Genomic DNA, 24,361 nt, shown 5'->3' with positions numbered 1-24,361 from the left:
TACCAACTCCTCTCATTTATCATTAGTTCTATTTTGACGTAAAAAAGACCTACTAGCAATGCTAGTAGGTCTAAAAGTATGAACTTTATACTTTTTATAAGTGGTGTGAGTGACCACCTTGCATAACCCAATAAGTACCGATAACAGTAATTAGAGTTATGATAATTGCAAAGATAACTTTAAACATTTGGACACGTCCATCTTTACCTTCAGTTAAATGCATGAACATTAATAATTGAAGTGCAGCTTGGATAAATGCGAATCCAAAAATAATTGTTACTTTAGCATGGAAACTCATTGATGTGTATAGTGTTACGAAAACTGCTAAAAGCGTCAATACGATAGAAGCAATAAATCCGACTGTATGTTTTACGATTGTATTCATCCGCTATACACCATCCCTATCATATATACGGCAGTGAAGATGAAGATCCAAACAACATCTAAGAAGTGCCAGTATAAACTTACTATAAATAATTTTGGAGCATTATATGAATCCAAACCACGAGTTCCAATTTGAATTAATAAGCAAATAATCCAAACAATACCAACTGAAACGTGACAACCGTGTGTTCCTAATAGAATAAAGAAACTAGACCAGAAGGAACCGATAGTAGGGTTGACACCTTCAGAAACATAATGTGCGAATTCGTAGATTTCAAATCCTACGAATACAAGCCCTAGTAGTACAGTAAGAATCATCCAAAACATCATTAAGTTTTGTTTTTCTTTACGCATGTAGTAGATTGCAATACCACATGTATATGAACTTAATAATAACGCGAATGTCATTATTAAAACTAAAGGTAATTCAAATAACTCTGTAGTCATCTTGCCAGCGTAATCGCCACCATGTTGCAAAGTTAATAACGTTGCGAATAGGGTACCGAATAACGCGAATTCGGCTGTAAGGAAAATCCAAAAGCCAAGTTTATTTAATTCGCCTTCATGCGTACGTGAATCAATTGTATTAGTATCATGACTCATGACTTACAGCCTCCCTTTCTTTAATACGTGCTTCTCTTAAACGTGCTTCAGTTTCAGCTACTTCAGAAGCAGGGATATGGTAACCATGGTCAATTTGGAAACTTCTCCAAATCATTGTACCGAAGATACCTGCTAAACAGATAGCGGCTGGAATGATTGTTTCAAAGATTAAGAAGAAACCACCGATTGTAAAGAATATTCCCATCCAGAAACCAACTGGTGTGTCGTTTGGCATGTGAATATCTTTGTAATTATGGTTGTCTAAATAATGACGACCATGTTCCTTCATATCTACGAATGTGTCATAGTCATTCCAATCTGGAGTGATAGCAAAGTTGTATTTAGGTGGAATTGCTGATGCAGTAGTCCACTCTAAAGTACGACCAAGTCCATCCCAGTTATCGCCTGTAGCTTCACGTGGTGCTTTAATGTGACTGTAAACAATGCTTACCACTAAGAATAAGAAACCAATTGCCATTAATAAAGCACCGATAGTTGAGATAACATTTAATAAGAACCAACCATCAGAAGGCATATAAGTGTATAAACGACGTGGCATACCATCTAATCCAAGAATGAATTGTGGTAAGAAACAAACGTTAAATCCGATCATGAAGAACCAGAAGCACCATTTGTTTAACGTTTCGTTTAATTTGTAGCCCATCATTTTTGGATACCAGAATATTAAACCAGCTAAGCAGGCAAATACTACACCAGTAACCAATGTATAGTGGAAATGAGCTACTAAGAAATAAGTGTTGTGATATTGATAGTCAGCTGATGCCATCGCAAGCATTACACCTGTAACCCCACCTAATAGGAAGTTAGGGATAAATGCTAATGAGAATAACATAGGTGACTCGAAAGTAATTCTACCTTTATACAATGTTAATAGCCAGTTGAATAGCTTAACTCCGGTTGGTACACCGATTAACATTGTAGAAATTGAGAAGAATGAGTTAATTAAAGCACCATTACCCATTGTGAAGAAATGGTGAACCCAAACTAAGAAACTTAAGAACGCGATACCAGCAGTTGCCCAGACCATGCTTTGATGTCCGAACAAGCGTTTACGCGCAAATGTTGGAATAATTTCAGAGTAAATACCAAATGCAGGTAAGATAACGATATATACTTCAGGGTGCCCCCATACCCAGAAGAAGTTAGCCCATAACATAGGCATACCGCCATCAGCTACTGTAAAGAACGCTGTTCCGAATATTCTATCGACTGTCATTAACGCTAAAGCCACTGTAAGAACAGGGAAGGCTAAGATAACGATTAATGTAGTGATGAATGTAGTTACAGTAAACATTGGCATTTGCATAAACTTCATTGTAGGTGTTTTACATCTTAAAATCGTTACAAAGAAGTTAATACCGGTCATTAACGTACCTAAACCGGAAATTTGGATAGCAACTAAATAGTAGTTGACACCTGGTCCAGGACTAAATTCACCAGCAAGTGGTGCATAGTTTGTCCAACCAGCAGCTGGAGATCCACCTACGATAAATGATAGGTTGAATAAAATCATACCAGCAAAGAATAGCCAGAAACTTACGTTGTTCATTACAGGGAAGGCAACATCACGTGCACCGATTTGTAATGGAACAACAATATTCCATAAACCAAAGATGAAAGGCATAGCCATGAAAATAATCATGATAACGCCGTGTGTACTAAATACTTCATTGTAGTGGTTAGATTCTAAGAATGTGTTATCTGGAACAGTTAATTGAGTACGAAGCATTAACGCATCAATACCACCACGGACGAACATTAATACGGCACAGATTAAATACATAACACCGATTTTTTTATGGTCTACGGATGTGAACCATTCTCTATAAAGATATTTCCATAATTTGAAATAAGTAATTACTGCGATAAGGCCGATAACTAAGAATGGTGCACCGATTTGTGCCATCGTAATCATCCAGTTACCCTTAACTAGTAATTGATCCCATGGAAAATTCATTAATGTCCACCTCCATGATCATCATTTTCTTTGTTTTTAGACGCATTACCGTCTTTAGCTTCTTTGGAAATTTTTTCCATTTCCTTAGAATTGTGTTTTTCTTTCTTCTTGAATTCATTGTCGTATTTTTCATTGTTGCCAAGAATCATTGGTGTCATACCGTGACGTTTATAGTTAGCATTTGAAATTGTAACCTTACGAGCTGGTTTGACTGGTTTATCTTTTACGTCTTTATAAAGATCTTTTTCATCAACGAAGTTAGGATCTTTTTGAACGTAATTGTAACGTTTGTATGCGTAGAAGATATACTCAGGATCAGCTGCAGGATCTACGAACGCCATATGCGTACCATTAAACGTTAATTCTTTGTTAGGTGTGCTTGGTAAGATTTGTTTATCAAATGTATCTTGATCTAACGTTTTCTTACTTTGAGCTTTTTTCACCCATTTGTTGAAATCACTTTGGCTTACAGAGTTTACATCAAATGTTTGACGTGAGAAACCTTCACCATTGAAGTTAGAGTTTCTACCTCTGAAAGTACCTGTTTGATCTGCTGTTAATGTCCAATTCATAGTCATACCAGTCATGGCATATTTCTGACCACCTAATTGTGGAATCCAGAAACTTGTCATAGTATCCATAGATTGTAACTTGAATACTACTGGACGATCTTTTGGAATTGTTAACGTATTAACAGTTTCGATGTGTTGATCTGGGTAGGCAAAGAACCATTTGTAACCAGCGCTTACTGCGTAAACCACAAGTGGGTCCTTGTCTTTCTCTGGTGGTTTTTCATAATCGTATAATGTTTTAACAGTTGGAATTGCTAAAGCAATAACGATAATGATAGGTACCACAAACCAAATTGTTTCAATTAAAGAATTGTGGTGCATCTTACCAGATTCATCATTCTTACTATAACTGTACTTAAAGATGAAGAATGCAAACATGGAAAGAACAACGACAACAATAACAAGCATGAAGATAATTGAATAGATGATCAAGAACTTCTGACTACTTGCTACTGGCCCTTTTGCATTAAAAACTTCAATGTTCGAACAACCACTAAGTAAAATTAGGGTTCCGACCATTAGAAGCAAAGACTTAAATTTTGACACTTTTTTTGACCTCCTAATACTACAAATGTAGGGCTTACCACTAATTTTAAGTTATTACACAATATTTACAAGTACCTAGAAGAAAAAAATTATTAATATAAGCCAAAAATTTTAAAAAGTTTGAGATATGACGGGGATTGTAAGATTTGTTAAAATTATGTGTACATTTTGTGAAAAAGGACAAATTTGTGAAAATACAATAAATAAAAGCGTTTTTAGTCTAAAAAAGCAATAATTCAGAAAAATAAAAAAAGTTGAGAAATAATCTCAACTTAAGTATCTTGTTATTTAACTTTGATATTTCTAACTGTTGTATTTTGTGCTCCATCTGAATCAGTAACTTTGTATTTAACTTTATATGTACCAGGTTTATTAGTATCAATATCGCCATCGACTTTAATTTTATGAGTTAAATCGCCATCTTCTTTGTCATAAGCACTAATTCCTTTTAATAAATTATAATCTTCGCCTTGTTCAATAATCATATCATTAACACCTCTAAGTTGAGGTTCAGAATTAGTTGTAGCTTCGGCATTTAAATTCGGTGTGACTAAAGTAGCAGATACTCCGATAGCTGATAATGACTGTATTAGTTTGTTCATAAAGTAACCTCCGAATATTAGTCGACTATGATTTATTTATAATATACCTTAATTTTCAGAATAATACATCATACTATAGTCTTAATATACCTGATTGATTAATTATTTAAAACATATAATAAGAAAAAATTTAATTAAGCTTTTGTAAATTGAACGATATGTGAACATTTCTACATTATATTGCATATACAATTAACATAGGATTAGAATGAATATGCAAATTGAATTAATTTTAATTCTAGATTAGTGGGAGTGGAAATTATGTTAAGTGAAAGAGAAAAAGAAGTCGTCAAAGAAACGGTGCCTGTATTGCAGGATAAAGGTACAGAAATTACTTCGAAATTTTATGGTCGTATGTTAAATCAACATCCAGAATTAAGAAATATGTTTAACCAAACAAACCAAAAAACAGGATTACAATCTACTGCATTAGCTCAATCTGTATTAGCAGCAGCTGTAAATATAGATAATCTTGGAGCTATTTTACCTGTAGTTAAAGGAATTGCCTATAAACACTGTGGCTTACAAGTACCACCAGCTGGATATGATATTGTTGGTGAAAATTTGATCGAAGCAATTAAACAAGTTGTTGGTTTAGATGATGATCATGAAATTATCAAAACATGGAAAAAAGCATATCAAGAAATTGCAGATGTGTTTATTTCAGTTGAAAAAGATATTTATGCAGAAATGTTATGGGATGGATTCCAACCATTTAAAGTTGAAACAATTGAAGAAGTTTCTTCTGATATTAAAGCATTTACAGTATCTTCAAAAGACTATGATTTAAGCCAATTTGTACCTGGTCAATATATTACTGTTGATGTAGGTAGTGAAAAAATGCCATATAGAGCAAAAAGACACTATTCAATAGTTAAAGGTGACGAAAATTATTTAACATTTGCAGTTAAACGTGATGTAACTACTGAACATGAAGGTGAAGTTTCTACTATATTACATGACGAATTTAAAGAAGGCGACGACATCAATTTATCTGCACCAGTTGGTCCGTTCCACGTAGTTGAAAAAGACAATAAACAATTATTCTTAGGTTCAGGAATTGGTGTAACACCACTAGTATCTATGTTTAATGAAGTAGTTAATAATGATAGCACTACTCGTTTTGTACAAGTTACAAATGATATTAATGATGCGCCATTCTCTTCTGTACTAAAAACAATTGCTAATGGCAGTGACAATGCAACATATATGCTACATGATAAAACTAAAAATGGATATATTGGTAGCGAAGATTTAAAAGAATGGATCGATGAAAATACAGAAATATATGTATGTGGTGGTAAATCATTCATTCAATCAATTATTAAATCTATAAAAGAACTTGATATAGACACAAATAAAATTCACTATGAAACATTTATCCCTAAATTAAGTTTCCAAGTATAAAATATTAATAAAAACAAAACATTAAAAAAGCCGAAGAAACATTTTCTTCGGCTTTTATTTATGTGTTAAAAGTCAAAACTTATTTAATACCACGGCGCATTTTTTCTGCTAATAAAGTGTTGTTTAATACCATAGTGATTGTTAATGGACCAACGCCTCCTGGAACTGGAGTAATAGCGCCAGCAACTTCTTTAACTTCTTCAAAATCGACATCGCCTTTTAATTTTCCATTTTCATCAGGTGTATTACCTACATCGATGATGACAGCACCTTCTTTAACCATATCTTTTGTTACTAATTCAGGTTTACCAACTGCACTTACGACAATATCTGCATCTTTAACAAAACTTGCCATATCTTTTGATCTAGAATGCAAAATAGTCACTGTAGCATTTTGTTGTAATAACAGTTTAGAAACAGGTTGACCAACGATATGACTTCTACCGATTACTACTGCATTTTTGCCTTCAATATCAATATCTGCATGTTTTAAAATTTCCATAATACCAAGTGGTGTACATGGTACAAATGTTTGTTCATCAATATATAACTTACCAATATTACTAGGGTGGAAACCGTCTACGTCTTTTTCAGGATTAATAGCTTCTAATACTTTTTGTTCACTTACCTGCTCTGGAAGAGGGACTTGAACAAGAATGCCACTGACAGAATCATCATTATTCAAACGTTCTAATTCAGATAACACGTCTTGTTCAGATGTATCTTCATCTAAATGAATAATTTCAGAAATCATACCAATCTTTTCAGCGGCTTTCTTTTTTGATTTCACATAGCTTAGGCTGGCACCGTCATTACCAACTATTATTACAGACAATTTTGGTGTATAACCTTTTGTTTTAAGCTCTTCCACTTGTTCTTTTAATCCTTGTCTATAATCTTTTGCGATTTGTTTACCATCTAATAGCTTTGCTACCACAATATCTCCTCCTAATAATTTAATAACTTAACTTTAACATTAATAATACGTCATTTAATAGCTAAAAGACGTAAATTTAATTAAAATTTTCAATCAAAGTTCGATTTTTGATTGAAAAAGCATATAATGATTGTTATGCTATATCTGTAATATACAACTTAAAGACAAATAAATCCAAAGTTTTGAAAGGGTGTACATTGTGAAAGTTGCAGTCATTATGGGTAGTTCTTCCGATTGGGAAATTATGAAAGAAAGTTGCAATATGCTTGAAGAATTTGGAATTCCGTATGAAAAAAAAGTAGTTTCAGCACATCGTACGCCACATTTAATGGTAGATTTTGCAAGTCATGCTGTTAATGACGGCTACGACTTAATTATTGCTGGTGCAGGTGGAGCAGCACATCTACCAGGTATGGTTGCTTCAATGACTACATTGCCAGTTATAGGCGTACCTATAGAATCGAAAAGTTTAAAGGGCTTAGATTCACTATTATCAATCGTTCAAATGCCTGGTGGAATTCCAGTAGCGACAACAGCAATTGGTAAATCTGGCGCTAAAAATGCAGGTATATTAGCAGCGAGAATTCTCGGTATTAGTCATTCTTCAGTTCGTAAAAATTTGGAAAATTATGAAAAATCTCTCGTACAAAAAGTGGAGGAAATGCAAAATGAACTTCAATAAATTATCATTTGGCGCTACTATTGGCATCATCGGAGGCGGCCAACTAGGTAAAATGATGGCGCAATCAGCACAAAAAATGGGATATAAAGTTATTGTTTTAGATCCTAATATTGATTGTCCATGTAGATATGTTGCCCATGAATTTATACATGCTGAGTATGATGACGAAAAAGCGTTACAACAACTTGGAGATAGATCAGATGTCATCACTTATGAATTTGAGAACATATCAGCTAACCAACTTAAATCGCTAACAGATAAATATAATATTCCTCAAGGTTATCAAGCGATTGAATTACTTCAAGATAGATTAACTGAAAAGCAAACTTTGGAGCAAGCGGGCACGCAAATTGTTCCTTATACCTCTATAAAAAATAAAGATGATTTATCAAATGCCGTATCAGAATTAGGTTATCCATTTATAGTTAAAACACGTTTTGGTGGATATGATGGAAAAGGACAAGTATTGGTCAAGGCAGAAGAAGATTTAGAAGAAGCAGAAACTATCATATCGAAACAAGAATGTGTAGCTGAGAAATTTCTGGAAATTGATAAAGAAGTTTCACTTACTGTTACAATCGGCAATCATCAACAAATCACTTATTTCCCACTACAAGAAAATGAACATAGAAATCAAATTTTATTTAAAACAATTGTTCCAGCAAGATCTGATAAAACTGAAAGTGCAAAGAGAGAAGTAGAGAAAATAACTAACGTAGTTCACTTTGTCGGCACTTTTACTGTTGAATTTTTCATTGATGAAAACAATCACTTATATGTTAATGAAATTGCACCTAGACCACATAATTCAGGACATTATTCTATTGAAGCATGTGATTATTCACAATTTGATACACATATATTAGCAGTAACTGGACAATCATTACCCCAGCAAATTGAAGTTTTAAAACCAGCAGTAATGATGAATTTATTAGGTAAAGATTTAGATTTATTAGAACATGAATTTGGAGAACATCCAGAATGGCATGTACATATATACGGTAAATCTGAACGTAAGCCAAATAGAAAAATGGGCCATATGACAATACTAACTAATGATATCGATGAAACTGAAAAAGATATGTTAAAGCGTTTTGAGGGGAGAGAAGGTTAATGTCATTACTATATGAAGGTAAAGCAAAACGAATTTATTCTACCGATAAACCTAATGAATTAAGAGTGGAATATAAAGACGAGGTCACTGCTGGTAATGGTGCTAAAAAGGATGCGATGCTAGGCAAAGGGAAATTAAACAATCAAATTACTTCTATTATATTTAATTATTTAAACGAAAATGGATTGAAAAGTCATTTTATAAAACAATTATCAGAAACAGAGCAACTTGTAGAATCAGTGAAAATTATTCCATTAGAAGTCGTAGTTAGAAATATAGCAGCAGGCTCTATTACTAAAAGATTAGGTTTTGAAAAAGGTTACGTTTTTGATGAGCCATTAGTCGAATTCTTCTATAAAAATGATGATTTAAATGATCCGCTTATCACTGAGGATCACATTAAATTAATGCATATTGCTAATAACGAACAAATCGACACTTTAAAATCAATGGCATTAGATATTAATACAATATTATCTAAATTAATGAATGAAATGGAATTAAGACTTGTTGATTTCAAGATTGAATTTGGCATTACAGAAACTGGAAATATTTTATTAGCTGATGAAATTTCTCCAGATACATGCAGAATATGGGACAAATATTCTGATACAAATTTTGACAAAGATGTATATCGAAATGACACTGGATCACTAATTGAAACGTATCAATCATTTTTAAATAAATTGGAGGATTTAAAATAATGAAAACTATTGAATTACACGTAACGTTACAACCACAGGTATTAGATACACAAGGACAAGCATTAAACAGAGCTGTTCATGATTTAGGTTATAACCAAGTGAATGATATTCGAGTAGGAAAGTTATTATATATGACTGTCGATGAAGCAACTGATGAGGCTGTAGATAACATTATTACAACATTAAGTGAAAAATTATTTGCTAATACAGTTATTGAAGAATATAGCTATAAAGTGATTGATGAAAAGGAGAATGCATAACATGAAATTTGCTGTTCTTGTATTTCCAGGGTCAAACTGTGATAGAGATATGTATAATGCTGCAATTAAATCAGGTGTTGAAGCGGAATATGTTGATTATAGAACTACCTCTTTAGAAGGGTTCGATGGTGTACTTATTCCTGGTGGATTCTCTTTTGGAGATTATTTAAGATCAGGTGCTATGGCAAGTGTAGCTCCAGTCATCAATGAAGTGAAAAGATTAGCAAATGAAGGTAAACCAGTACTCGGGGTATGTAATGGTTTCCAAATTCTAACTGAAATTGGTTTACTACCTGGTGCATTACTTCATAATGATTCACATTTGTTTGTTAGCAGAAATGAATCACTACGTGTAGTTAATAATCAAACACCCTTCACTAATTTATATAACGAAGACGAAATTGTTGTTTATCCTGTGGCACATGGAGAAGGACATTACTATTGTAATGAAGAAATTTATAAGGATTTAAGCCAAAATAATCAGATTATTTTGAAATATACTGATAATCCTAATGGGTCATATGATGATATAGCAGGGATAGTTAATAAAGCAGGAAATGTTTGTGGTATGATGCCTCATCCAGAAAGAGCAATGGAATTATTATTAGGTACTGATAGTGGCGTCAAATTATTTGAAGCAATGGTAAATAGTTGGAGGGAACAAAATGTCTAAATTTATCGAACCAAGTATTGAAGAGATTAAGTTAGAAAAGTTATACCAAGATATGGGATTAAGCGATAAAGAATATGATAAAGTTTGTGAGATTTTAGGTAGAGAACCTAATTTTACTGAGACAGGTATCTTTTCAGTTATGTGGAGTGAACATTGCTCATACAAACATTCAAAGCCATTTTTAAAACAATTCCCAACAACAGGTGAACATGTATTAATGGGACCGGGTGAAGGTGCAGGGGTTGTAGATATTGGTGACAAACAAGCAGTAGTATTTAAAGTTGAATCTCATAACCATCCATCTGCTATAGAGCCGTATCAAGGTGCAGCAACTGGCGTAGGTGGTATCATCAGAGACATTGTTTCCATAGGCGCTCGTCCAATAAATTTATTAAATAGTTTACGTTTTGGTGAATTATCAAATAAACAAAATCAAAGATTACTTAAAGGTGTCGTTAGTGGTATTGGTGGTTACGGTAATTGTATTGGGATACCAACAACTGCCGGAGAAATTGAATTTGATGATCGCTATGATGGCAACCCATTAGTTAATGCGATGTGTGTAGGTATTATCGATCATGACATGGTGCAAAAAGGTACAGCTAAAGGTGTAGGAAATTCTGTTATTTACGTAGGATTGAAAACAGGCCGAGATGGTATACACGGTGCTACATTTGCGTCTGAAGAATTAACAGAAGAAAGTGAAAGCAAAAGACCATCTGTACAAATTGGCGATCCATTTGTTGGTAAAAAATTAATGGAAGCAACTTTAGAAGCTATCACTTTTGATGAATTAGTTGGTATACAAGATATGGGTGCAGCTGGATTAACTTCATCATCTTCAGAAATGGCTGCTAAAGGTGGAAGCGGTCTTCATTTAAAATTGGATCAAGTTCCTACAAGAGAACCAGGTATTTCTCCATATGAAATGATGCTATCTGAAACACAAGAAAGAATGTTACTAGTTGTAGAAAAAGGAACAGAACAAAAATTCCTAGATTTATTTGAAAAACATGAATTGGATAGTGCGGTAATCGGAGAAGTAACTGACACTGATCGTTTTCTATTAACGTATGAAGATGAAGTATTTGCGGATATACCTGTTCAACCATTATCTGATGAAGCACCTGTTTATGTTCTTGAAGGTGAAGAAAAGGAATACAACACTTCTAAAAATGATTACAGTCAAATTGATGTTGAATCTACATTCAATCAATTATTAAATCATCCTACAATTGCTTCAAAAAAACATATGTATGAACAATACGATCAACAAGTCGGTGCAAATACGATTGTTAAGCCAGGTTTACAAGCTTCAGTTGTTAGAGTAGAAGGAACGAATAAAGCCATTGCTTCAACAATTGACGGGGAAGCACGCTATGTATTCAATCAACCTTATGAAGGCGGGAAAATGGTGGTTGCTGAAGCGTATCGCAATTTAATTGCTGTCGGTGCGACGCCATTAGCTATGACAGATTGCTTGAATTATGGTTCACCAGAGAAAAAAGAAATTTATCAACAATTAATTGATTCTACTAAAGGTATGGCAGAAGCATGTGACGTATTAAATACACCAGTTGTATCAGGAAATGTTTCTCTTTATAACGAAACTAGAGGTACCTCTATATTCCCAACACCTGTAGTAGGTATGGTTGGTTTAATTGAAAATATTGATTACTTAACTGATTTTAAACCTCAAGCTGGAGATAAACTTTATTTAGTTGGAGAAACCCGTAATGATTTTGGTGGCAGTCAACTTGAAAAATTAATATATGGTTCAGTCAATCACGAATTTGAATCTATCGATTTAAGTAAAGAAGTTGAAAAAGGAGAAGCCATTAAAGAAGCCATTAGAAATGGAATTGCATCACATGTGCAAACAGTAGGTAAAGGTGGCCTATTAATTACATTAGCTAAAATGAGTGCTTATTATGATTTAGGACTTGAAGCTCATGTAAATGTATCTAATCCACAATTATTTAGTGAATCTCAAGGTAGATATATTGTAGCGGTTAAAGCAAATCAATCTTTAAATATTGATGGTGCTATTGAAATTGGTCAGTTAACACATACAAATCAATTTAACGTATCAAATGAACAAACTAAAATTACCAAAGAAGTAACGGATATTAAACATGTTTGGGAAGGAGCAATTCACCAATGTTTAACTACTCAGGATTAAATGAGGAATGTGGTGTCTTTGGCATATGGAATCATCCTGATGCAGCACAATTAACTTATATGGGGCTGCATAGTTTACAACATAGAGGACAAGAAGGCGCCGGTATTGTAGCTTCTAATCACGAAAAATTAGTTGGTGAAAGAGGTCTTGGCTTACTAACGGAAGCAATTAAAGATAATCAATTAGCTAGATTAAAAGACTATAATCACGCCATAGGTCACGTCAGATATGCAACTTCTGGAAATAAAGGCATTGAAAATATACAACCATTTTTATATCACTTTTATGATATGAGTGTTGCGATATGTCATAACGGTAATCTGATTAATGCTAAATCTTTAAGACAAAATTTAGAAAAACATGGTGCGATATTCCATTCTTCTTCTGATACAGAGGTAATCATGCATTTAATACGAAGAAGTAAAACACCAACATTCGAAGAAGCACTTAAAGAAAGCTTACGTCAAATTAAGGGTGGATTCACTTTTGCTATCCTTACGAAAGATGCATTGTATGGGGCTGTTGATCCTAATGCAATTAGACCGTTAGTAGTTGGGAAAATGCAGGATAATACTTATATTATAGCTAGCGAAACATGTGCCATTGATGTACTTGGTGCTGAATTTGTTCAAGATATACATGCAGGAGAATACGTCATTATTAACGATGAAGGGGTTCATGTTAAATCTTATACACGACACACTAATACGGCTATTTCAGCTATGGAATATATTTATTTTGCAAGACCAGATTCTACTATTGCAGGAAAAAATGTTCATGCCGTTCGTAAAGCATCTGGTAAGCGTTTAGCACAAGAAAGTCCTGTAAAAGCAGATATGGTTATTGGTGTGCCTAATTCTTCATTGTCAGCAGCTACTGGTTATGCAGAAGAAATTGGACTTCCATATGAAATGGGGCTTGTAAAAAATCAATATGTTGCTCGTACATTTATACAACCTACCCAACAATTACGTGAGCAAGGTGTAAGAGTTAAATTATCTGCAGTTAAAGATATCGTAGATGGTCAAAATATTATATTAGTCGATGACTCAATCGTACGAGGTACTACATCTAAACGAATTGTCAAAATGTTAAAAGATTCAGGTGCAAATGAAGTCCATGTCAGAATTGCTTCTCCTGAATTCATGTTTCCAAGTTTTTATGGCATTGATGTGTCAACAACTGCTGAACTCATATCAGCTAGTAAATCACCTGAAGAAATTTGTGAGTATATTGGTGCTGATTCACTTGCTTATCTTAGCGTAGATGGATTAATTAAATCTATTGGTTTAGATTATGATGCACCATATCATGGCTTATGTGTAGAAAGTTTCACCGGAGATTATCCAGCAGGATTGTTTGATTATGAAGAAAATTATAAAAAGCATTTAAGTAAACGCCAAAAAGAATATATTACTAAAAATAAACATTATTTTGATAGTGAGGGAAATATAAATGTCTAAAGCATACGAACAATCAGGTGTTGATATTCACGCAGGTTATGAAGCGGTAGAAAGAATGTCTAGTCATGTTAAACGAACATTGCGTAAAGAAGTTATTGGAGGATTGGGTGGTTTCGGTGCAACATTTGATTTGTCCCAACTTAATATGAAAGCACCTGTACTTGTATCGGGTACAGATGGTGTTGGTACCAAATTAAAATTAGCAATCGACAACGACAAACATGACACTATTGGAATAGATGCAGTTGCAATGTGTGTCAATGATATCTTAACAACGGGTGCCGAACCACTATACTTCTTAGATTATATTGCAACACATAAAGTCGTGCCTGAAATTATTGAACAAATAGTAAAAGGTATCAGCGATGGATGTGAAGAAACCAATACAGCATTAATAGGTGGAGAAACAGCTGAAATGGGCGAAATGTATCACGAAGGTGAATATGATTTAGCCGGATTTGCTGTTGGTGCAGTTGAAAAAGAAGATTATATTGATGGATCAGCAGTCAAACCTGGACAAGTCATCATCGGGTTAGCTTCGAATGGTATACACTCAAATGGTTATAGTCTTGTTAGACAATTAATCAAAAAGTCAGGTATTAATTTAAACGATTCGTTTGGAGATAGTACCTATTTAGAAACGTTTTTAGCTCCTACTCAATTATATGTTAAACCGATTCTTGAATTGAAGAAACATGTCTCAATTAAAGCCATGAATCATATTACAGGTGGTGGATTCTATGAAAATATTCCACGATCATTACCTGAAGGACTTGCAGCGGACATAGATAGTCATGCTTTTCCAACGCCAGCTATTTTTGACTGGTTGCAAAAAGAAGGAAATATAAGTACAGATGAAATGTATAACATTTTTAACATGGGTATTGGCTACACTGTCATTGTGAATGAAAATGACAAAGAGCAGGCTTTAAAAGTGTTAAAAGAACAAAATATAGATGCGTATGAGATTGGTCGTATTATCAAAGATGACCGTAAACCAATTCACATTCAGGGGGTATAAATGTGATTAAAGTAGCGATTTTTGCTTCTGGTTCTGGTAGCAATTTTGAAAATATAGTACGACAAGTACAAAATGGAAATTTATCGCATATTGAAATTTCAGCACTATATACAGACCATAATGACGCATACTGCATCGATCGTGCGAAAGCATTAGGTATCAAAGTACATATCAATGAACCGAAAGACTTTGAATCTAAATCACAATATGAAAAACACTTACTGACATTATTATCCGAAGAAGGGGTTCAATGGATAATATTAGCAGGTTATATGAGATTAATAGGACAAGATATATTAAATGCGTTTCCACATAAAATTTTAAATATCCATCCTTCATTATTGCCGAAATTTAAGGGGATTGACGCAATAGGACAGGCATATCGTAGTGGAGATATTGTAACAGGATCTACAGTACATTATGTTGATAGCGGTATGGACACGGGAGAAATTATTGAACAAAGACAATGTGATATTAAAACGGACGATACTAAAGAAGACTTGGAAGAAAGAGTTAAACAATTAGAATACGAATTATATCCGAGCGTTATTGCAAAAATCATTCAATAGAGGAGTATTACAAAACAATGAAAAAAGCAATTTTAAGTGTTTCAAATAAAAGCGGTATTGTTGAATTTGCAAAATCATTACACTCTTTAGGCTATGAACTTTATTCAACAGGTGGTACAAAACAAATTTTAGAAGAAGCTCAAGTTGATGTGAAATCTGTTACAGAACTCACACAATTTCCTGAAATCATGGATGGGCGCGTTAAAACATTACATCCTGCAGTTCACGGAGGCATATTAGCTGATAGAGATAAACAAGAACATTTAGATCAATTAAAAGAGCAACATATTGATCTTATAGATTTAGTTGTTGTTAATCTTTATCCATTTCAAAAAGCAGTCGAAAATCCTGATGTATCGGAAGATGATGCAATCGAAAATATAGATATTGGTGGTCCGACGATGTTAAGAGCTGCAGCTAAGAATTTTAAACATGTCACTACAATTGTTCATCCATCAGACTATAACGAAGTGATTAGTAGAATCAAAAACAATCAATTGGATGAAGCATACCGTAGATCACTAATGATTAAAGTATTTGAACATACGACTCAATATGATGAAGCAATTGTTAATTTCTTCAAAGATAATAAAGAAACATTACGTTACGGAGAAAATCCACAACAATCAGCTTATTTTGTAAGAACATCTAATGCTAAACATACTATTGCAGGTGCTAAACAATTACATGGTAAGCAATTAAGTTATAACAATATTAAAGATGCAGATGCAGCGCTGTCATTAATAAAGAAATTTGAAGAACCAGCTACAATAGCTGTTAAACATATGAATCCGTGTGGCGTCGGAATTGGAAAATCTATAGAATTTGCTTTTCAAAATGCATTTGATGCAGACAATCAATCGATATTCGGTGGTATTATTGCGCTAAATCGTGCAGTGACGGCAGAATTAGCTCAAACGTTACATTCAATCTTTTTAGAAGTAGTTATCGCACCAAAATTTACAGATGAAGCGCTAGAAATTTTGACTCAAAAGAAAAATATTCGATTATTAGAAATAGATACTACGATTGATAGTAGAGAAGAGGAATTTGTATCAGTATCTGGTGGATATTTAGTACAGGATAAAGATAATTACGAAGATAGTCGTGAAGACATGAAGATTGCAACTGAAGTTCAACCCACAGAAAAGCAGTGGAATGCAATGTTATTAGGTTGGAAAGTTGTAAGTGCTGTTAAAAGTAATGCTGTTATCTTAAGTAATGAAAAACAAACAGTAGGTATTGGTGCGGGCCAAATGAACCGAGTTGGATCAGCTAAAATTGCATTAGAAAGAGCAATAGAAATTAATGAGAATGTAGCTTTAGTATCTGACGGCTTTTTCCCGATGGACGATACAGTAGAATTAGCTGCTAAAAATGGCATTAAAGCAATTATTCAACCTGGTGGTTCAATTAAAGATCAAGAGTCGATAGATATGGCAAATAAATATGGAATTACAATGGTAATGACAGGTATGCGTCATTTTAAACACTAAAAGTTAAAACATGAAGGGAGTAAATTCATGAACGTACTCGTTATAGGTGCTGGTGGTCGTGAACATGTATTAGCAAATAAATTAAATCAATCTCCATTAGTTGATCAGGTGCATGTTATACCTGGTAATGAAGCTATGGTAAATGTTGCACAAATTCATACAGATATTAAGGAAAATGATAATGAAGATATTTTAGAATTTGTAACTCAACATCAAATTGAATGGGTCGTGATTGGGCCTGAACAACCACTGATTGATGGTCTGCCTGATTTATTAAGAGAACATCAAATTAAAGTATTTGGGCCTAATAGTGATGCTGCTCAAATAGAAGGATCTAAGTCTTTTGCAAAGAGAATTATGGATAAATATCATATTCCAACAGCTCAATATAGAGAAATTGATAATAAAGACGAGGCATTAACATATGTTAATCATTGCGATTTACCAATTGTGATTAAAAAAGATGGTTTAGCAGCTGGTAAAGGGGTAGTTATAGCTACCAATCGAAATGATGCTAAAGAAGCTGTGAATCAAATGTTTAGTGAGGACTCTGGTACAGTAGTATTTGAGGAGTTCTTAGAAGGTGAAGAGTTCTCAGTCATGACCTTTGTTAATGGTAAAAGAGCTATACCTTTTGATTGTATTGCGCAAGATCATAAGCGTGCATATGATAATGACGAAGGACCTAATACGGGTGGTATGGGTGCATATTGTCCAGTACCACATATTAACCAAGATATACTAAAAAGAACGAATGATGAAATAGCTCAACCTATTGCTAATGCAATGGCTGAAGAAGGTTATCATTTCTTCGGTTTGTTATATATCGGAGCTATTCTTACCGAAGATGGACCAAAAGTCATTGAATTTAATGCAAGATTTGGCGATCCAGAAGCACAAGTATTATTAACACGTATGAAAAGTGATTTGATGGATCATATCATCGCTCTAGATAAAGGTGACGAGATTCATTTAGAATGGAAAGATGAATCTGTAGTTGGTGTGATGTTAGCCTCTAAAGGCTACCCAGGTCATTATGAAAAAGGGCATAAAGTAAGTGGATTCGAATTGAATCAGAACTATTATGTAAGTGGCTTGAAAAAAGAAAATAATCAATACGTTAATTCAGGAGGTCGTGTCATATTAGCTATAGGACAAGGAGACAATTTAGCTAAAGCACAACAAGAAGCCTATAAAAATGTTGAAAAAATTAATAGTGATAATTTATTCTATAGAAACGATATTGGTAATAAAGCACTAAAGTAATGACACCGTACTCTGATTAACAGTTTATAAAATGCAAAAAAGGTCCGGGACATAAAGTTCTTGGACAAATGAAAAAAGGTAATTTCTATTGAAATAATATAGAAATTACCTTTTTCATTGTTATTTTGATTATTTTCAGCTCGTTGAGCTACTACATTAATCCAAAAAATGGTTCTACATCTATTTTCCTTTGACTATAGATTACTTTCGTTATAGTCCCAATTTTGAGTATTAAACATGTAACTTTTATATTTTTAGCTTTACCTTTAATAAACATGCCATAAGTTATCAATGATGTTTGATTAAATTCATCTATGATTACCAATTAATTAGACTCATGTGTGGGAATAATAATTGAAGTTCCCATTGGTAATGTAAGTTGAGTCTTGTTTTAGTCTTTATACAGAAGACTCTTCGTTAATTAAGTTTAGTTGTGTTTACTAAATTATACGAAAGAGTTTTTTGAGTATATTAGCGTAAAATTACATATAAATACGTAGTATTTATGGCAAGACTCCTGAGGGAACAGTACAAGTTGAAGACCTTAGAAATTCCCACAGATTTATCTGTGTAGAATTTCTGGCTGAAACTGTACCATCGGAAGGGACCCAACACAGAGAAACTGATTAAATCAGTTTCTACAAGCAAAGCAAGTTGGGCATAGCGTAGCCATACAATACGAAGTATTGGATATAAAGAAAGCACTAAGATGATTAAAATAGATCACCTTAGTGCTATTATTTTGGGAGTTATTTCCCAGCCTAGTTACTTTTTTATGTGAATTGAATGGATAAAATAAATTATTCTAATTTACCTATACGAACATCATGAATGCCTGTGATAGGAAATGTAGTAGATAAATAATAAGATAGCCCAATGATGACTAATAAACTCAATATAAATATAAGATCTTTATATGAGAAAGGTGCTCTATAGTAATATGTTCTAGGCCCATCTTTAAATCCTTTAGATTCCATTGCAACAGATAATTGATGGGCACGTCTAATATTCTGACTTAATAATGGAATAATTAAATGTTTTAATCGTTTAAATCCTCGATAATTTGATTTATCGATAATTTGGTATCTCATTTTTAAAGAACGTCTTAATTGAATTAATGAACTAATAATTAATGGAATCATTCTTATTGCAGCCATAAATGCATATGCTACTTTAGGTTTGACTTTTAAATGTTGCATTAAACTATAAAAAATCATAACAACTTGTGAAGTTAATGCAATTAGAATACCAAACATAGATACTGTAATCGTACGAAGTGATAAATGAATACCGCGAACAATACTTTCTGTACTAATTTGAATAATTCCAAATTTAAACAATATGTGATTTCCATCACCGTATAAAATCATAAATAATGATGATAGTAAGGCAAAGAATGTAGTTACTAATATAAAAGTACCAGTTATTTTAAATTCAGTTCCATTAAATATAATTAAAAAAATGAACATAAGTGTTACGATATATATCATGAAATCAAAGTTATGAATAAAAATAATAAAGAAAAATAACAGAACACCTAATATAAGTTTGGTAATAATATTAACATCATCTACGAAGGTATGTCGGATTTTCCAGTGTTCAAACATGTTGTTCACCTTCAATCTCTGTTAATTGCTTATTATTAATCGCCCATCTCCTAGTTGGATAGCGCTTAATGATTTCAGGGTCGTGCGTTACCATAATAATGCTTTGTCCTTTAGAAACTCTTTCTTGAAACAGTTCGATTAATTGGAAAGTATTATGGCTATCTAATCCAAATGTAGGCTCATCAAGTAAGATGATGTCTGCATCAGAACTTAACGCTGTTGCAACGCTTAATCGACGTTTTTGTCCCATTGAAATTTCATAAGGGTGTTGATTTTTTACATTAGTTAAATTAAGCAATTCTAATAGTTGTAATGTTTTCTCATCTGCATGAGTTGAATCTAAATGATTATAATGAATAAAAATTTCTTCATATACTGAATTAGTAATAAATTGTAGTTCTGGATTTTGATATACAAGATACATATGTTGGGATGCATCTTTGATTTTACGTAATTCTTGATTTTGGTATGTCATTATACCTTTGTATTTAATTAACTGTAATATTGACTCTAATAAAGACGTTTTACCAGTACCATTTTTTCCAGTAATTGTAATCCATTCCCCAGAATTTATTGATAATTGGTCTACTTTAAATAAAGTTTTCTTACTACGAAGTATTTCTCCATCATTAAATTTAAATAATTGTTGTTGTGTAGATGGCGTTATTTTTTTCGGTTCTGGGGCATAATTCCATGCTTTAGGATGCCATACTCCATATTCACTTAGCAGATGTTCAAAATGTTGTAAAATATGTTCTGGACTACCATCAGCGATAATTTGACCTTCATAGTTCATCAATAGGACTCTATCTACATGTTGCCAAATATGTTCTACTTTATGTTCTACAATCAGAACCATTTGATCTTGCCATAGGTCTATTAGTCGCTGCCATAAATCTTCTGTAGCTTCTACATCTAACATAGCAGTAGGTTCATCTAAAAATAGGGTATCAGCTTGTTGCAAAATTGTTTCTACAATTGCTAGTTTTTGTTTCATGCCGCCACTTAGATGATTAATTTGTGTTGTTTCATTTACATTTAAGTTTACTGAGTTTAATGCATTTTCAATAGCTTCATCCATATCTTTTCTAGGAAGTTGTCTATTCTCTAATACAAAAGCTAATTCTTCATAAACTTTAGGCATACAAAATTGTGTATCTGGATCTTGAAAAATAACGCCATTATGGTCATTGATTTCTAAAGTGTCATATTTCATAGGTAATTCAATTAATTTTGGTACGATGCCACTTAATACATGGAGTAGTGTACTTTTACCAGAACCAGAAGGGCCGAGCAATAATACTTTTTCTTTGTCTTTAATTTCTAAATTAAGATCATCGAATATTTTTCGGTGACCATTTGGGTACTTCAAACGTAAATTTGTAACTTTTAGCACTTTAAAATCCCCTTATAATGAATCGTAGTCATCTTTAGATGCGGGTCTAAATAATTTAGTTACACCAGTTTGATCCAATGCTTTTACTAATAAGTAAGAAAGTAAACCAGATAAAATGATGCCACTAAGTGCACGAAAAACAATAAATAAAATTAAATTCCAACCGGCAACTTCGTTTAAATAACCGTAATAGTAATCGACAGGGAATGAAATAAGTGCTGTAACCAATCCAGCTAAAATAGCAACCATAACTGAACGAGATTGATATTTAAAGATAGCGAATACAATTTCGCATGCTAAACCTTGTAAAAGTGCATATACGATTGTCGGAATATCAAATTTCCCCATAACAATTGTTTCACCAGCACCAGCTGCAAATTCAGCGAGTAAGGCGATACCTGGTTTAGGTATAATTAAATAACAAACTACTGCAGCCATAAACCAAACGCCATACGTTAATTGTTCAAGATGTAAGCCAGCAACTTGAGCAACATTGTAAAACAACCACCATAAATTATAAATGATTGCAAAAATAACAGAGATAAGCACTGTCACTAGTATCTCAGAAAGTTTTAAACCTTTTGACATAAAAAACATCCTCCTAAAAAAACGCACAACCTTCTCTAGGAAAGTTGTGCGCAAAACATAAGAATATGTCTAAACATACGTTTATATCTTCTGTTAGTTACACTTTCCTACGCTAGTATCTAGCTAGATCAGGTTCAAAGGGTTTGAGGGTTAACCTCATCTCAGTTCAAAACACCCCTAGTGCGTTCATTAATTTAATTTGTCTTTAATGTAAGTTTTTTCGTGAAGAATGTCAAGGCGGTATAGAATATAAAAGTATAAATTGATGTTAATTTAATATACTTTTAGACAACAAATACAATTCAAGAAAAATGAAGATTTTAGAACAATAATTTTAAAAGAAAGGGTATTTCAAATTAATTTATCAAAATAAAAAAACTATGTAAATAGTATAACCTATCTACATAGCTTTATTTTTAATTCACTACACGTGCCTATCTGTATAATTAAAATTTAGTCAACTATTAGTTTAATGCATCGTCGATATCTTTTTTAGTTTGCTCAATATCATCAGATTTATTTTCTTTTTGCTCTTTTAATTTTTCTTCTGCTTCTTTTGCTTTTTCAGCTGATTTTTTATTTAATTCTTCGTTACTCATAATAAATCCACCCCTAATTGTGTTTTATTTGTTTACATACTACTTTTACCCAGTTATGCTAATATTAAACTTTTCTAGGTCTATAGATGTATTTAGTGATTTATTAAAGACAAGAAGAAGTTCTTCATATATAATAACTTTTGAGGTGAATAGTATGTCTTTTCTTAAGAAACACACCGAGATTATATTTAGTTATATTATCGGTATCGTTTCACTTTTCACAGGACTCATTATATTAATCAATTTACCACTTATTAAACAATTAAATGGTGATAAGAAGGTAAATACTCATGTACATAATATATGGGAATTCCTGAATGCATTTTTCGCTGAAATCATAAAAGTGATGAGTAGATTTATAGGGAGCTTCCCAATAATAAGTGCCATTATCATTATTTTATTTGGTATCTTAGTTATGTTACTCGGTCATACATTATTTAGAACAATTAAGTATGACTATGATATTTCTATTTTCTTCTTAGTTATAGGGATTATGTATTTCCTAATAACTTTAATTCTAATGATGCAAGTATATGGTTTCTTCGGTATCGTATTTATTATTCCATTCATCATTCATATCGGTTATATCGTTTATAAAGATGAATTAAATAGTAATAATCGAAAAAGTCACTATATGTGGATAATCGTATCATATGGTATCAGCTATCTTATTACACAAATTGCATTGCATGGTCGTATTGACTCTAATGAAATTGAATCTATTGATATTTTAAGTGTGAATACATTCTTTATCATCATGTGGTTATTAGGACAAATGTCTATTTGGAACTTCTTATTCTTAAGACGAGCTTTACCGCTAACGAAACAAGAATTAGGGGAAGAAGAACCAGAATTATCAAGAACAAGTAAAGGTAACGTTTCAAATCAAACTAAAGTTCACTTAAAACAACTTCAAGATAAGACAACAGAATATGCACGTAATACTAGAAGAAGTGTCGATTTAGAAAAAATTAGAACTAAAAGAGATAAGTTTAAAGAAAAAGTTAAAAATATTGTTGATATCCAGGAAGATGATATTCCAAATTGGATGAGAAAACCTAAATGGATTAAACCAATGTATGTTGAAATATTCTGCGGTGTAGTTATTTTCTTCTTTACATTTTTAGAATTTAACAACAGAAACGCCTTATTCTTATCAGGTGAATGGGAATTATCTCAAACACAATATGTGATTGAATGGGTAACATTGTTATTGCTGTTATTTATTATCATTGTATATATTGCGACAACATTAACTTATTTCTTAAGAGGTAAATTCTATTATCTTCAATTATTTATGGGAAGCATTTTATTCTTCAAATTATTAACCGAATTTATGAATATTATGGTTCATGGATTATTATTATCAGTGTTTATTACACCGACGCTATTACTAATGTTAATTGCAATCATAATTGCATACTCATTGCAATTAAGAGATAAACCAAAATAATACAATTGAAGTTATGCATGAAATAGATATGTATCGTTAACAATAATAATACGTATTTTTGAGCGGGTTACAGTTCCTTCTTATTAAAGATTGAATTGTGATACCGCTCTTTTTTTGTTAGAAAATAGGAGTAAGATGAAAAATTTGTTAAAATAGCGATTGAATTAAAATATTTACTTGTTAGCTTATAAAAATTAAAGTATAAGGCTTGATTGTGAATTTAAATTAATTTCCCGTAGAAATATATTAAAAGAGAGGT

The 24,361-nt window shown here is 32.6% G+C and carries 23 protein-coding genes, 1 pseudogene and 1 riboswitch; of the genes and pseudogenes, 13 read left to right on the top strand and 11 right to left on the bottom strand.

The genetic code is table 11. The annotated features are described in order from the left end of the window. Positions 1–94 precede the first annotated feature (94 nt). The 5 genes from qoxD to LFT63_RS03810 all read right to left on the bottom strand — a co-directional run bounded on the left by qoxD (position 95) and on the right by LFT63_RS03810 (position 4,685). Positions 95–385 (bottom strand): cytochrome aa3 quinol oxidase subunit IV, encoded by a 291-nt coding sequence (qoxD, locus tag LFT63_RS03830; protein ID WP_017637027.1) that lies wholly within the window; start codon positions 383–385, stop codon positions 95–97. After that, entirely contained in the window at positions 382–987 is a 606-nt protein-coding gene (gene qoxC, locus LFT63_RS03825; protein WP_017637028.1) for a cytochrome aa3 quinol oxidase subunit III, read from the bottom strand. The genes qoxD and qoxC overlap by 4 nt, the downstream gene beginning before the upstream one ends. Further along, positions 977–2,965 (bottom strand): cytochrome aa3 quinol oxidase subunit I, encoded by a 1,989-nt coding sequence (qoxB, locus tag LFT63_RS03820; protein ID WP_017637029.1) that lies wholly within the window; start codon positions 2,963–2,965, stop codon positions 977–979. Before qoxB ends, qoxC begins: the two co-directional genes overlap by 11 nt. Further along, positions 2,965–4,083 (bottom strand): cytochrome aa3 quinol oxidase subunit II, encoded by a 1,119-nt coding sequence (gene qoxA, locus LFT63_RS03815; RefSeq protein ID WP_017637030.1) that lies wholly within the window; start codon positions 4,081–4,083, stop codon positions 2,965–2,967. Before qoxA ends, qoxB begins: the two co-directional genes overlap by 1 nt. Before the next feature lie 284 nt (positions 4,084–4,367). Then, positions 4,368–4,685 (bottom strand): DUF5011 domain-containing protein, encoded by a 318-nt coding sequence (locus tag LFT63_RS03810; RefSeq protein ID WP_029055545.1) that lies wholly within the window; start codon positions 4,683–4,685, stop codon positions 4,368–4,370. Between the two features lie 261 nt (positions 4,686–4,946). On the opposite strand from LFT63_RS03810, the gene LFT63_RS03805 reads away from it, so the two are divergent. Beyond that, positions 4,947–6,092 (top strand): globin domain-containing protein, encoded by a 1,146-nt coding sequence (locus LFT63_RS03805; protein WP_017637032.1) that lies wholly within the window; start codon positions 4,947–4,949, stop codon positions 6,090–6,092. A 79-nt stretch (positions 6,093–6,171) separates the two neighbouring features. Here the strand turns inward: LFT63_RS03805 and folD are convergent, their stop codons facing one another. Next, positions 6,172–7,029, bottom strand: coding sequence for a bifunctional methylenetetrahydrofolate dehydrogenase/methenyltetrahydrofolate cyclohydrolase FolD (gene folD / locus LFT63_RS03800; protein ID WP_029055544.1), 858 nt, complete (start codon positions 7,027–7,029; stop codon positions 6,172–6,174). A gap of 199 nt (positions 7,030–7,228) precedes the next feature. Between folD and purE the strand changes: the two genes are divergently transcribed. Genes purE through purD form a run of 11 tightly spaced genes read left to right on the top strand, consistent with a single transcriptional unit; the run spans position 7,229 to position 18,459 of the window. Continuing rightward, positions 7,229–7,711: a 5-(carboxyamino)imidazole ribonucleotide mutase gene (gene purE / locus LFT63_RS03795; protein WP_017637034.1), complete on the top strand. Its 483-nt coding sequence runs from the start codon at positions 7,229–7,231 to the stop codon at positions 7,709–7,711. Beyond that, positions 7,698–8,825 (top strand): 5-(carboxyamino)imidazole ribonucleotide synthase, encoded by a 1,128-nt coding sequence (gene purK, locus LFT63_RS03790; protein WP_029055543.1) that lies wholly within the window; start codon positions 7,698–7,700, stop codon positions 8,823–8,825. Before purE ends, purK begins: the two co-directional genes overlap by 14 nt. Then, on the top strand, positions 8,825–9,529 hold the full coding sequence (gene purC / locus LFT63_RS03785) for a phosphoribosylaminoimidazolesuccinocarboxamide synthase (RefSeq protein ID WP_017637036.1): 705 nt from the start codon (positions 8,825–8,827) through the stop codon (positions 9,527–9,529). Before purK ends, purC begins: the two co-directional genes overlap by 1 nt. Beyond that, positions 9,529–9,789 carry a phosphoribosylformylglycinamidine synthase subunit PurS gene (purS, locus tag LFT63_RS03780; RefSeq protein ID WP_017637037.1) on the top strand — a complete coding sequence of 87 codons (261 nt, stop codon included), beginning with the start codon at positions 9,529–9,531 and terminating at the stop codon, positions 9,787–9,789. The genes purC and purS overlap by 1 nt, the downstream gene beginning before the upstream one ends. Before the next feature lies 1 nt (position 9,790). After that, positions 9,791–10,462: a phosphoribosylformylglycinamidine synthase I gene (purQ, locus tag LFT63_RS03775; protein ID WP_017637038.1), complete on the top strand. Its 672-nt coding sequence runs from the start codon at positions 9,791–9,793 to the stop codon at positions 10,460–10,462. Beyond that, complete coding sequence (gene purL / locus LFT63_RS03770; RefSeq protein ID WP_340768000.1) at positions 10,455–12,644, top strand: phosphoribosylformylglycinamidine synthase subunit PurL; 2,190 nt, start codon at positions 10,455–10,457, stop codon at positions 12,642–12,644. The genes purQ and purL overlap by 8 nt, the downstream gene beginning before the upstream one ends. After that, on the top strand, positions 12,623–14,107 hold the full coding sequence (gene purF / locus LFT63_RS03765) for an amidophosphoribosyltransferase (RefSeq protein WP_340767998.1): 1,485 nt from the start codon (positions 12,623–12,625) through the stop codon (positions 14,105–14,107). The genes purL and purF overlap by 22 nt, the downstream gene beginning before the upstream one ends. Then, entirely contained in the window at positions 14,100–15,128 is a 1,029-nt protein-coding gene (gene purM / locus LFT63_RS03760) for a phosphoribosylformylglycinamidine cyclo-ligase (protein WP_029055540.1), read from the top strand. Before purF ends, purM begins: the two co-directional genes overlap by 8 nt. A gap of 2 nt (positions 15,129–15,130) precedes the next feature. Then, entirely contained in the window at positions 15,131–15,697 is a 567-nt protein-coding gene (gene purN / locus LFT63_RS03755) for a phosphoribosylglycinamide formyltransferase (protein WP_017637042.1), read from the top strand. 17 nt (positions 15,698–15,714) lie between these two features. Then, on the top strand, positions 15,715–17,193 hold the full coding sequence (purH, locus tag LFT63_RS03750; protein ID WP_340767996.1) for a bifunctional phosphoribosylaminoimidazolecarboxamide formyltransferase/IMP cyclohydrolase: 1,479 nt from the start codon (positions 15,715–15,717) through the stop codon (positions 17,191–17,193). 27 nt (positions 17,194–17,220) lie between these two features. Continuing rightward, positions 17,221–18,459: a phosphoribosylamine--glycine ligase gene (purD, locus tag LFT63_RS03745; RefSeq protein ID WP_340767994.1), complete on the top strand. Its 1,239-nt coding sequence runs from the start codon at positions 17,221–17,223 to the stop codon at positions 18,457–18,459. Here purD and LFT63_RS03740 read toward each other — a convergent pair. The 5 genes and pseudogenes from LFT63_RS03740 to graF all read right to left on the bottom strand — a co-directional run. Beyond that, a pseudogene (locus tag LFT63_RS03740) lies at positions 18,423–18,784 on the bottom strand (hypothetical protein); the annotation flags it as partial. The gene purD and the pseudogene LFT63_RS03740 overlap by 37 nt on opposite strands. A 475-nt stretch (positions 18,785–19,259) precedes the next feature. Next, positions 19,260–20,066 (bottom strand): energy-coupling factor transporter transmembrane component T family protein, encoded by an 807-nt coding sequence (locus tag LFT63_RS03735; protein WP_017637045.1) that lies wholly within the window; start codon positions 20,064–20,066, stop codon positions 19,260–19,262. Next, the gene (locus LFT63_RS03730; RefSeq protein WP_340767991.1) at positions 20,059–21,462 is read right to left on the bottom strand and encodes an ABC transporter ATP-binding protein; all 1,404 of its coding nucleotides are present in this window, start codon (positions 21,460–21,462) and stop codon (positions 20,059–20,061) included. The genes LFT63_RS03735 and LFT63_RS03730 overlap by 8 nt, the downstream gene beginning before the upstream one ends. A gap of 12 nt (positions 21,463–21,474) precedes the next feature. Continuing rightward, entirely contained in the window at positions 21,475–22,050 is a 576-nt protein-coding gene (locus LFT63_RS03725; protein WP_029055535.1) for an ECF transporter S component, read from the bottom strand. 87 nt (positions 22,051–22,137) lie between these two features. Next, a riboswitch (TPP riboswitch) is annotated at positions 22,138–22,239 on the bottom strand. 275 nt (positions 22,240–22,514) lie between these two features. Next, the gene (graF, locus tag LFT63_RS03720) at positions 22,515–22,649 is read right to left on the bottom strand and encodes a glycopeptide resistance-associated protein GraF (protein WP_017637048.1); all 135 of its coding nucleotides are present in this window, start codon (positions 22,647–22,649) and stop codon (positions 22,515–22,517) included. 154 nt (positions 22,650–22,803) lie between these two features. Here graF and auxA point away from each other — a divergent pair, with 154 nt between their 5' ends. Then, the gene (gene auxA / locus LFT63_RS03715) at positions 22,804–24,102 is read left to right on the top strand and encodes a lipoteichoic acid stability factor AuxA (protein WP_029055534.1); all 1,299 of its coding nucleotides are present in this window, start codon (positions 22,804–22,806) and stop codon (positions 24,100–24,102) included. Positions 24,103–24,361 lie beyond the last annotated feature (259 nt).

This window comes from Staphylococcus sp. FSL H8-0121 (genome assembly GCF_038008425.1).
Taxonomy (GTDB): Bacteria; Bacillota; Bacilli; order Staphylococcales; family Staphylococcaceae; genus Staphylococcus; species Staphylococcus pasteuri.
This window is presented reverse-complemented; position numbering and strand designations above follow the sequence as displayed.

What these genes read in the sequence shown, in the direction of transcription:
- qoxD (WP_017637027.1), bottom strand. Translation starts at nt 385, where the DNA reads ATGAATACAATCGTAAAACATACAGTCGGATTTATTGCTTCTATCGTA.
- qoxC (WP_017637028.1), bottom strand. Translation starts at nt 987, where the DNA reads ATGAGTCATGATACTAATACAATTGATTCACGTACGCATGAAGGCGAA.
- qoxB (WP_017637029.1), bottom strand. Translation starts at nt 2,965, where the DNA reads ATGAATTTTCCATGGGATCAATTACTAGTTAAGGGTAACTGGATGATT.
- LFT63_RS03810 (WP_029055545.1), bottom strand. Translation starts at nt 4,685, where the DNA reads ATGAACAAACTAATACAGTCATTATCAGCTATCGGAGTATCTGCTACT.
- LFT63_RS03805 (WP_017637032.1), top strand. Translation starts at nt 4,947, where the DNA reads ATGTTAAGTGAAAGAGAAAAAGAAGTCGTCAAAGAAACGGTGCCTGTA.
- purK (WP_029055543.1), top strand. Translation starts at nt 7,698, where the DNA reads ATGAACTTCAATAAATTATCATTTGGCGCTACTATTGGCATCATCGGA.
- purC (WP_017637036.1), top strand. Translation starts at nt 8,825, where the DNA reads ATGTCATTACTATATGAAGGTAAAGCAAAACGAATTTATTCTACCGAT.
- purS (WP_017637037.1), top strand. Translation starts at nt 9,529, where the DNA reads ATGAAAACTATTGAATTACACGTAACGTTACAACCACAGGTATTAGAT.
- purQ (WP_017637038.1), top strand. Translation starts at nt 9,791, where the DNA reads ATGAAATTTGCTGTTCTTGTATTTCCAGGGTCAAACTGTGATAGAGAT.
- purL (WP_340768000.1), top strand. Translation starts at nt 10,455, where the DNA reads ATGTCTAAATTTATCGAACCAAGTATTGAAGAGATTAAGTTAGAAAAG.
- purF (WP_340767998.1), top strand. Translation starts at nt 12,623, where the DNA reads ATGTTTAACTACTCAGGATTAAATGAGGAATGTGGTGTCTTTGGCATA.
- purM (WP_029055540.1), top strand. Translation starts at nt 14,100, where the DNA reads ATGTCTAAAGCATACGAACAATCAGGTGTTGATATTCACGCAGGTTAT.
- purH (WP_340767996.1), top strand. Translation starts at nt 15,715, where the DNA reads ATGAAAAAAGCAATTTTAAGTGTTTCAAATAAAAGCGGTATTGTTGAA.
- purD (WP_340767994.1), top strand. Translation starts at nt 17,221, where the DNA reads ATGAACGTACTCGTTATAGGTGCTGGTGGTCGTGAACATGTATTAGCA.
- LFT63_RS03735 (WP_017637045.1), bottom strand. Translation starts at nt 20,066, where the DNA reads ATGTTTGAACACTGGAAAATCCGACATACCTTCGTAGATGATGTTAAT.
- LFT63_RS03725 (WP_029055535.1), bottom strand. Translation starts at nt 22,050, where the DNA reads ATGTCAAAAGGTTTAAAACTTTCTGAGATACTAGTGACAGTGCTTATC.
- graF (WP_017637048.1), bottom strand. Translation starts at nt 22,649, where the DNA reads ATGAGTAACGAAGAATTAAATAAAAAATCAGCTGAAAAAGCAAAAGAA.
- auxA (WP_029055534.1), top strand. Translation starts at nt 22,804, where the DNA reads ATGTCTTTTCTTAAGAAACACACCGAGATTATATTTAGTTATATTATC.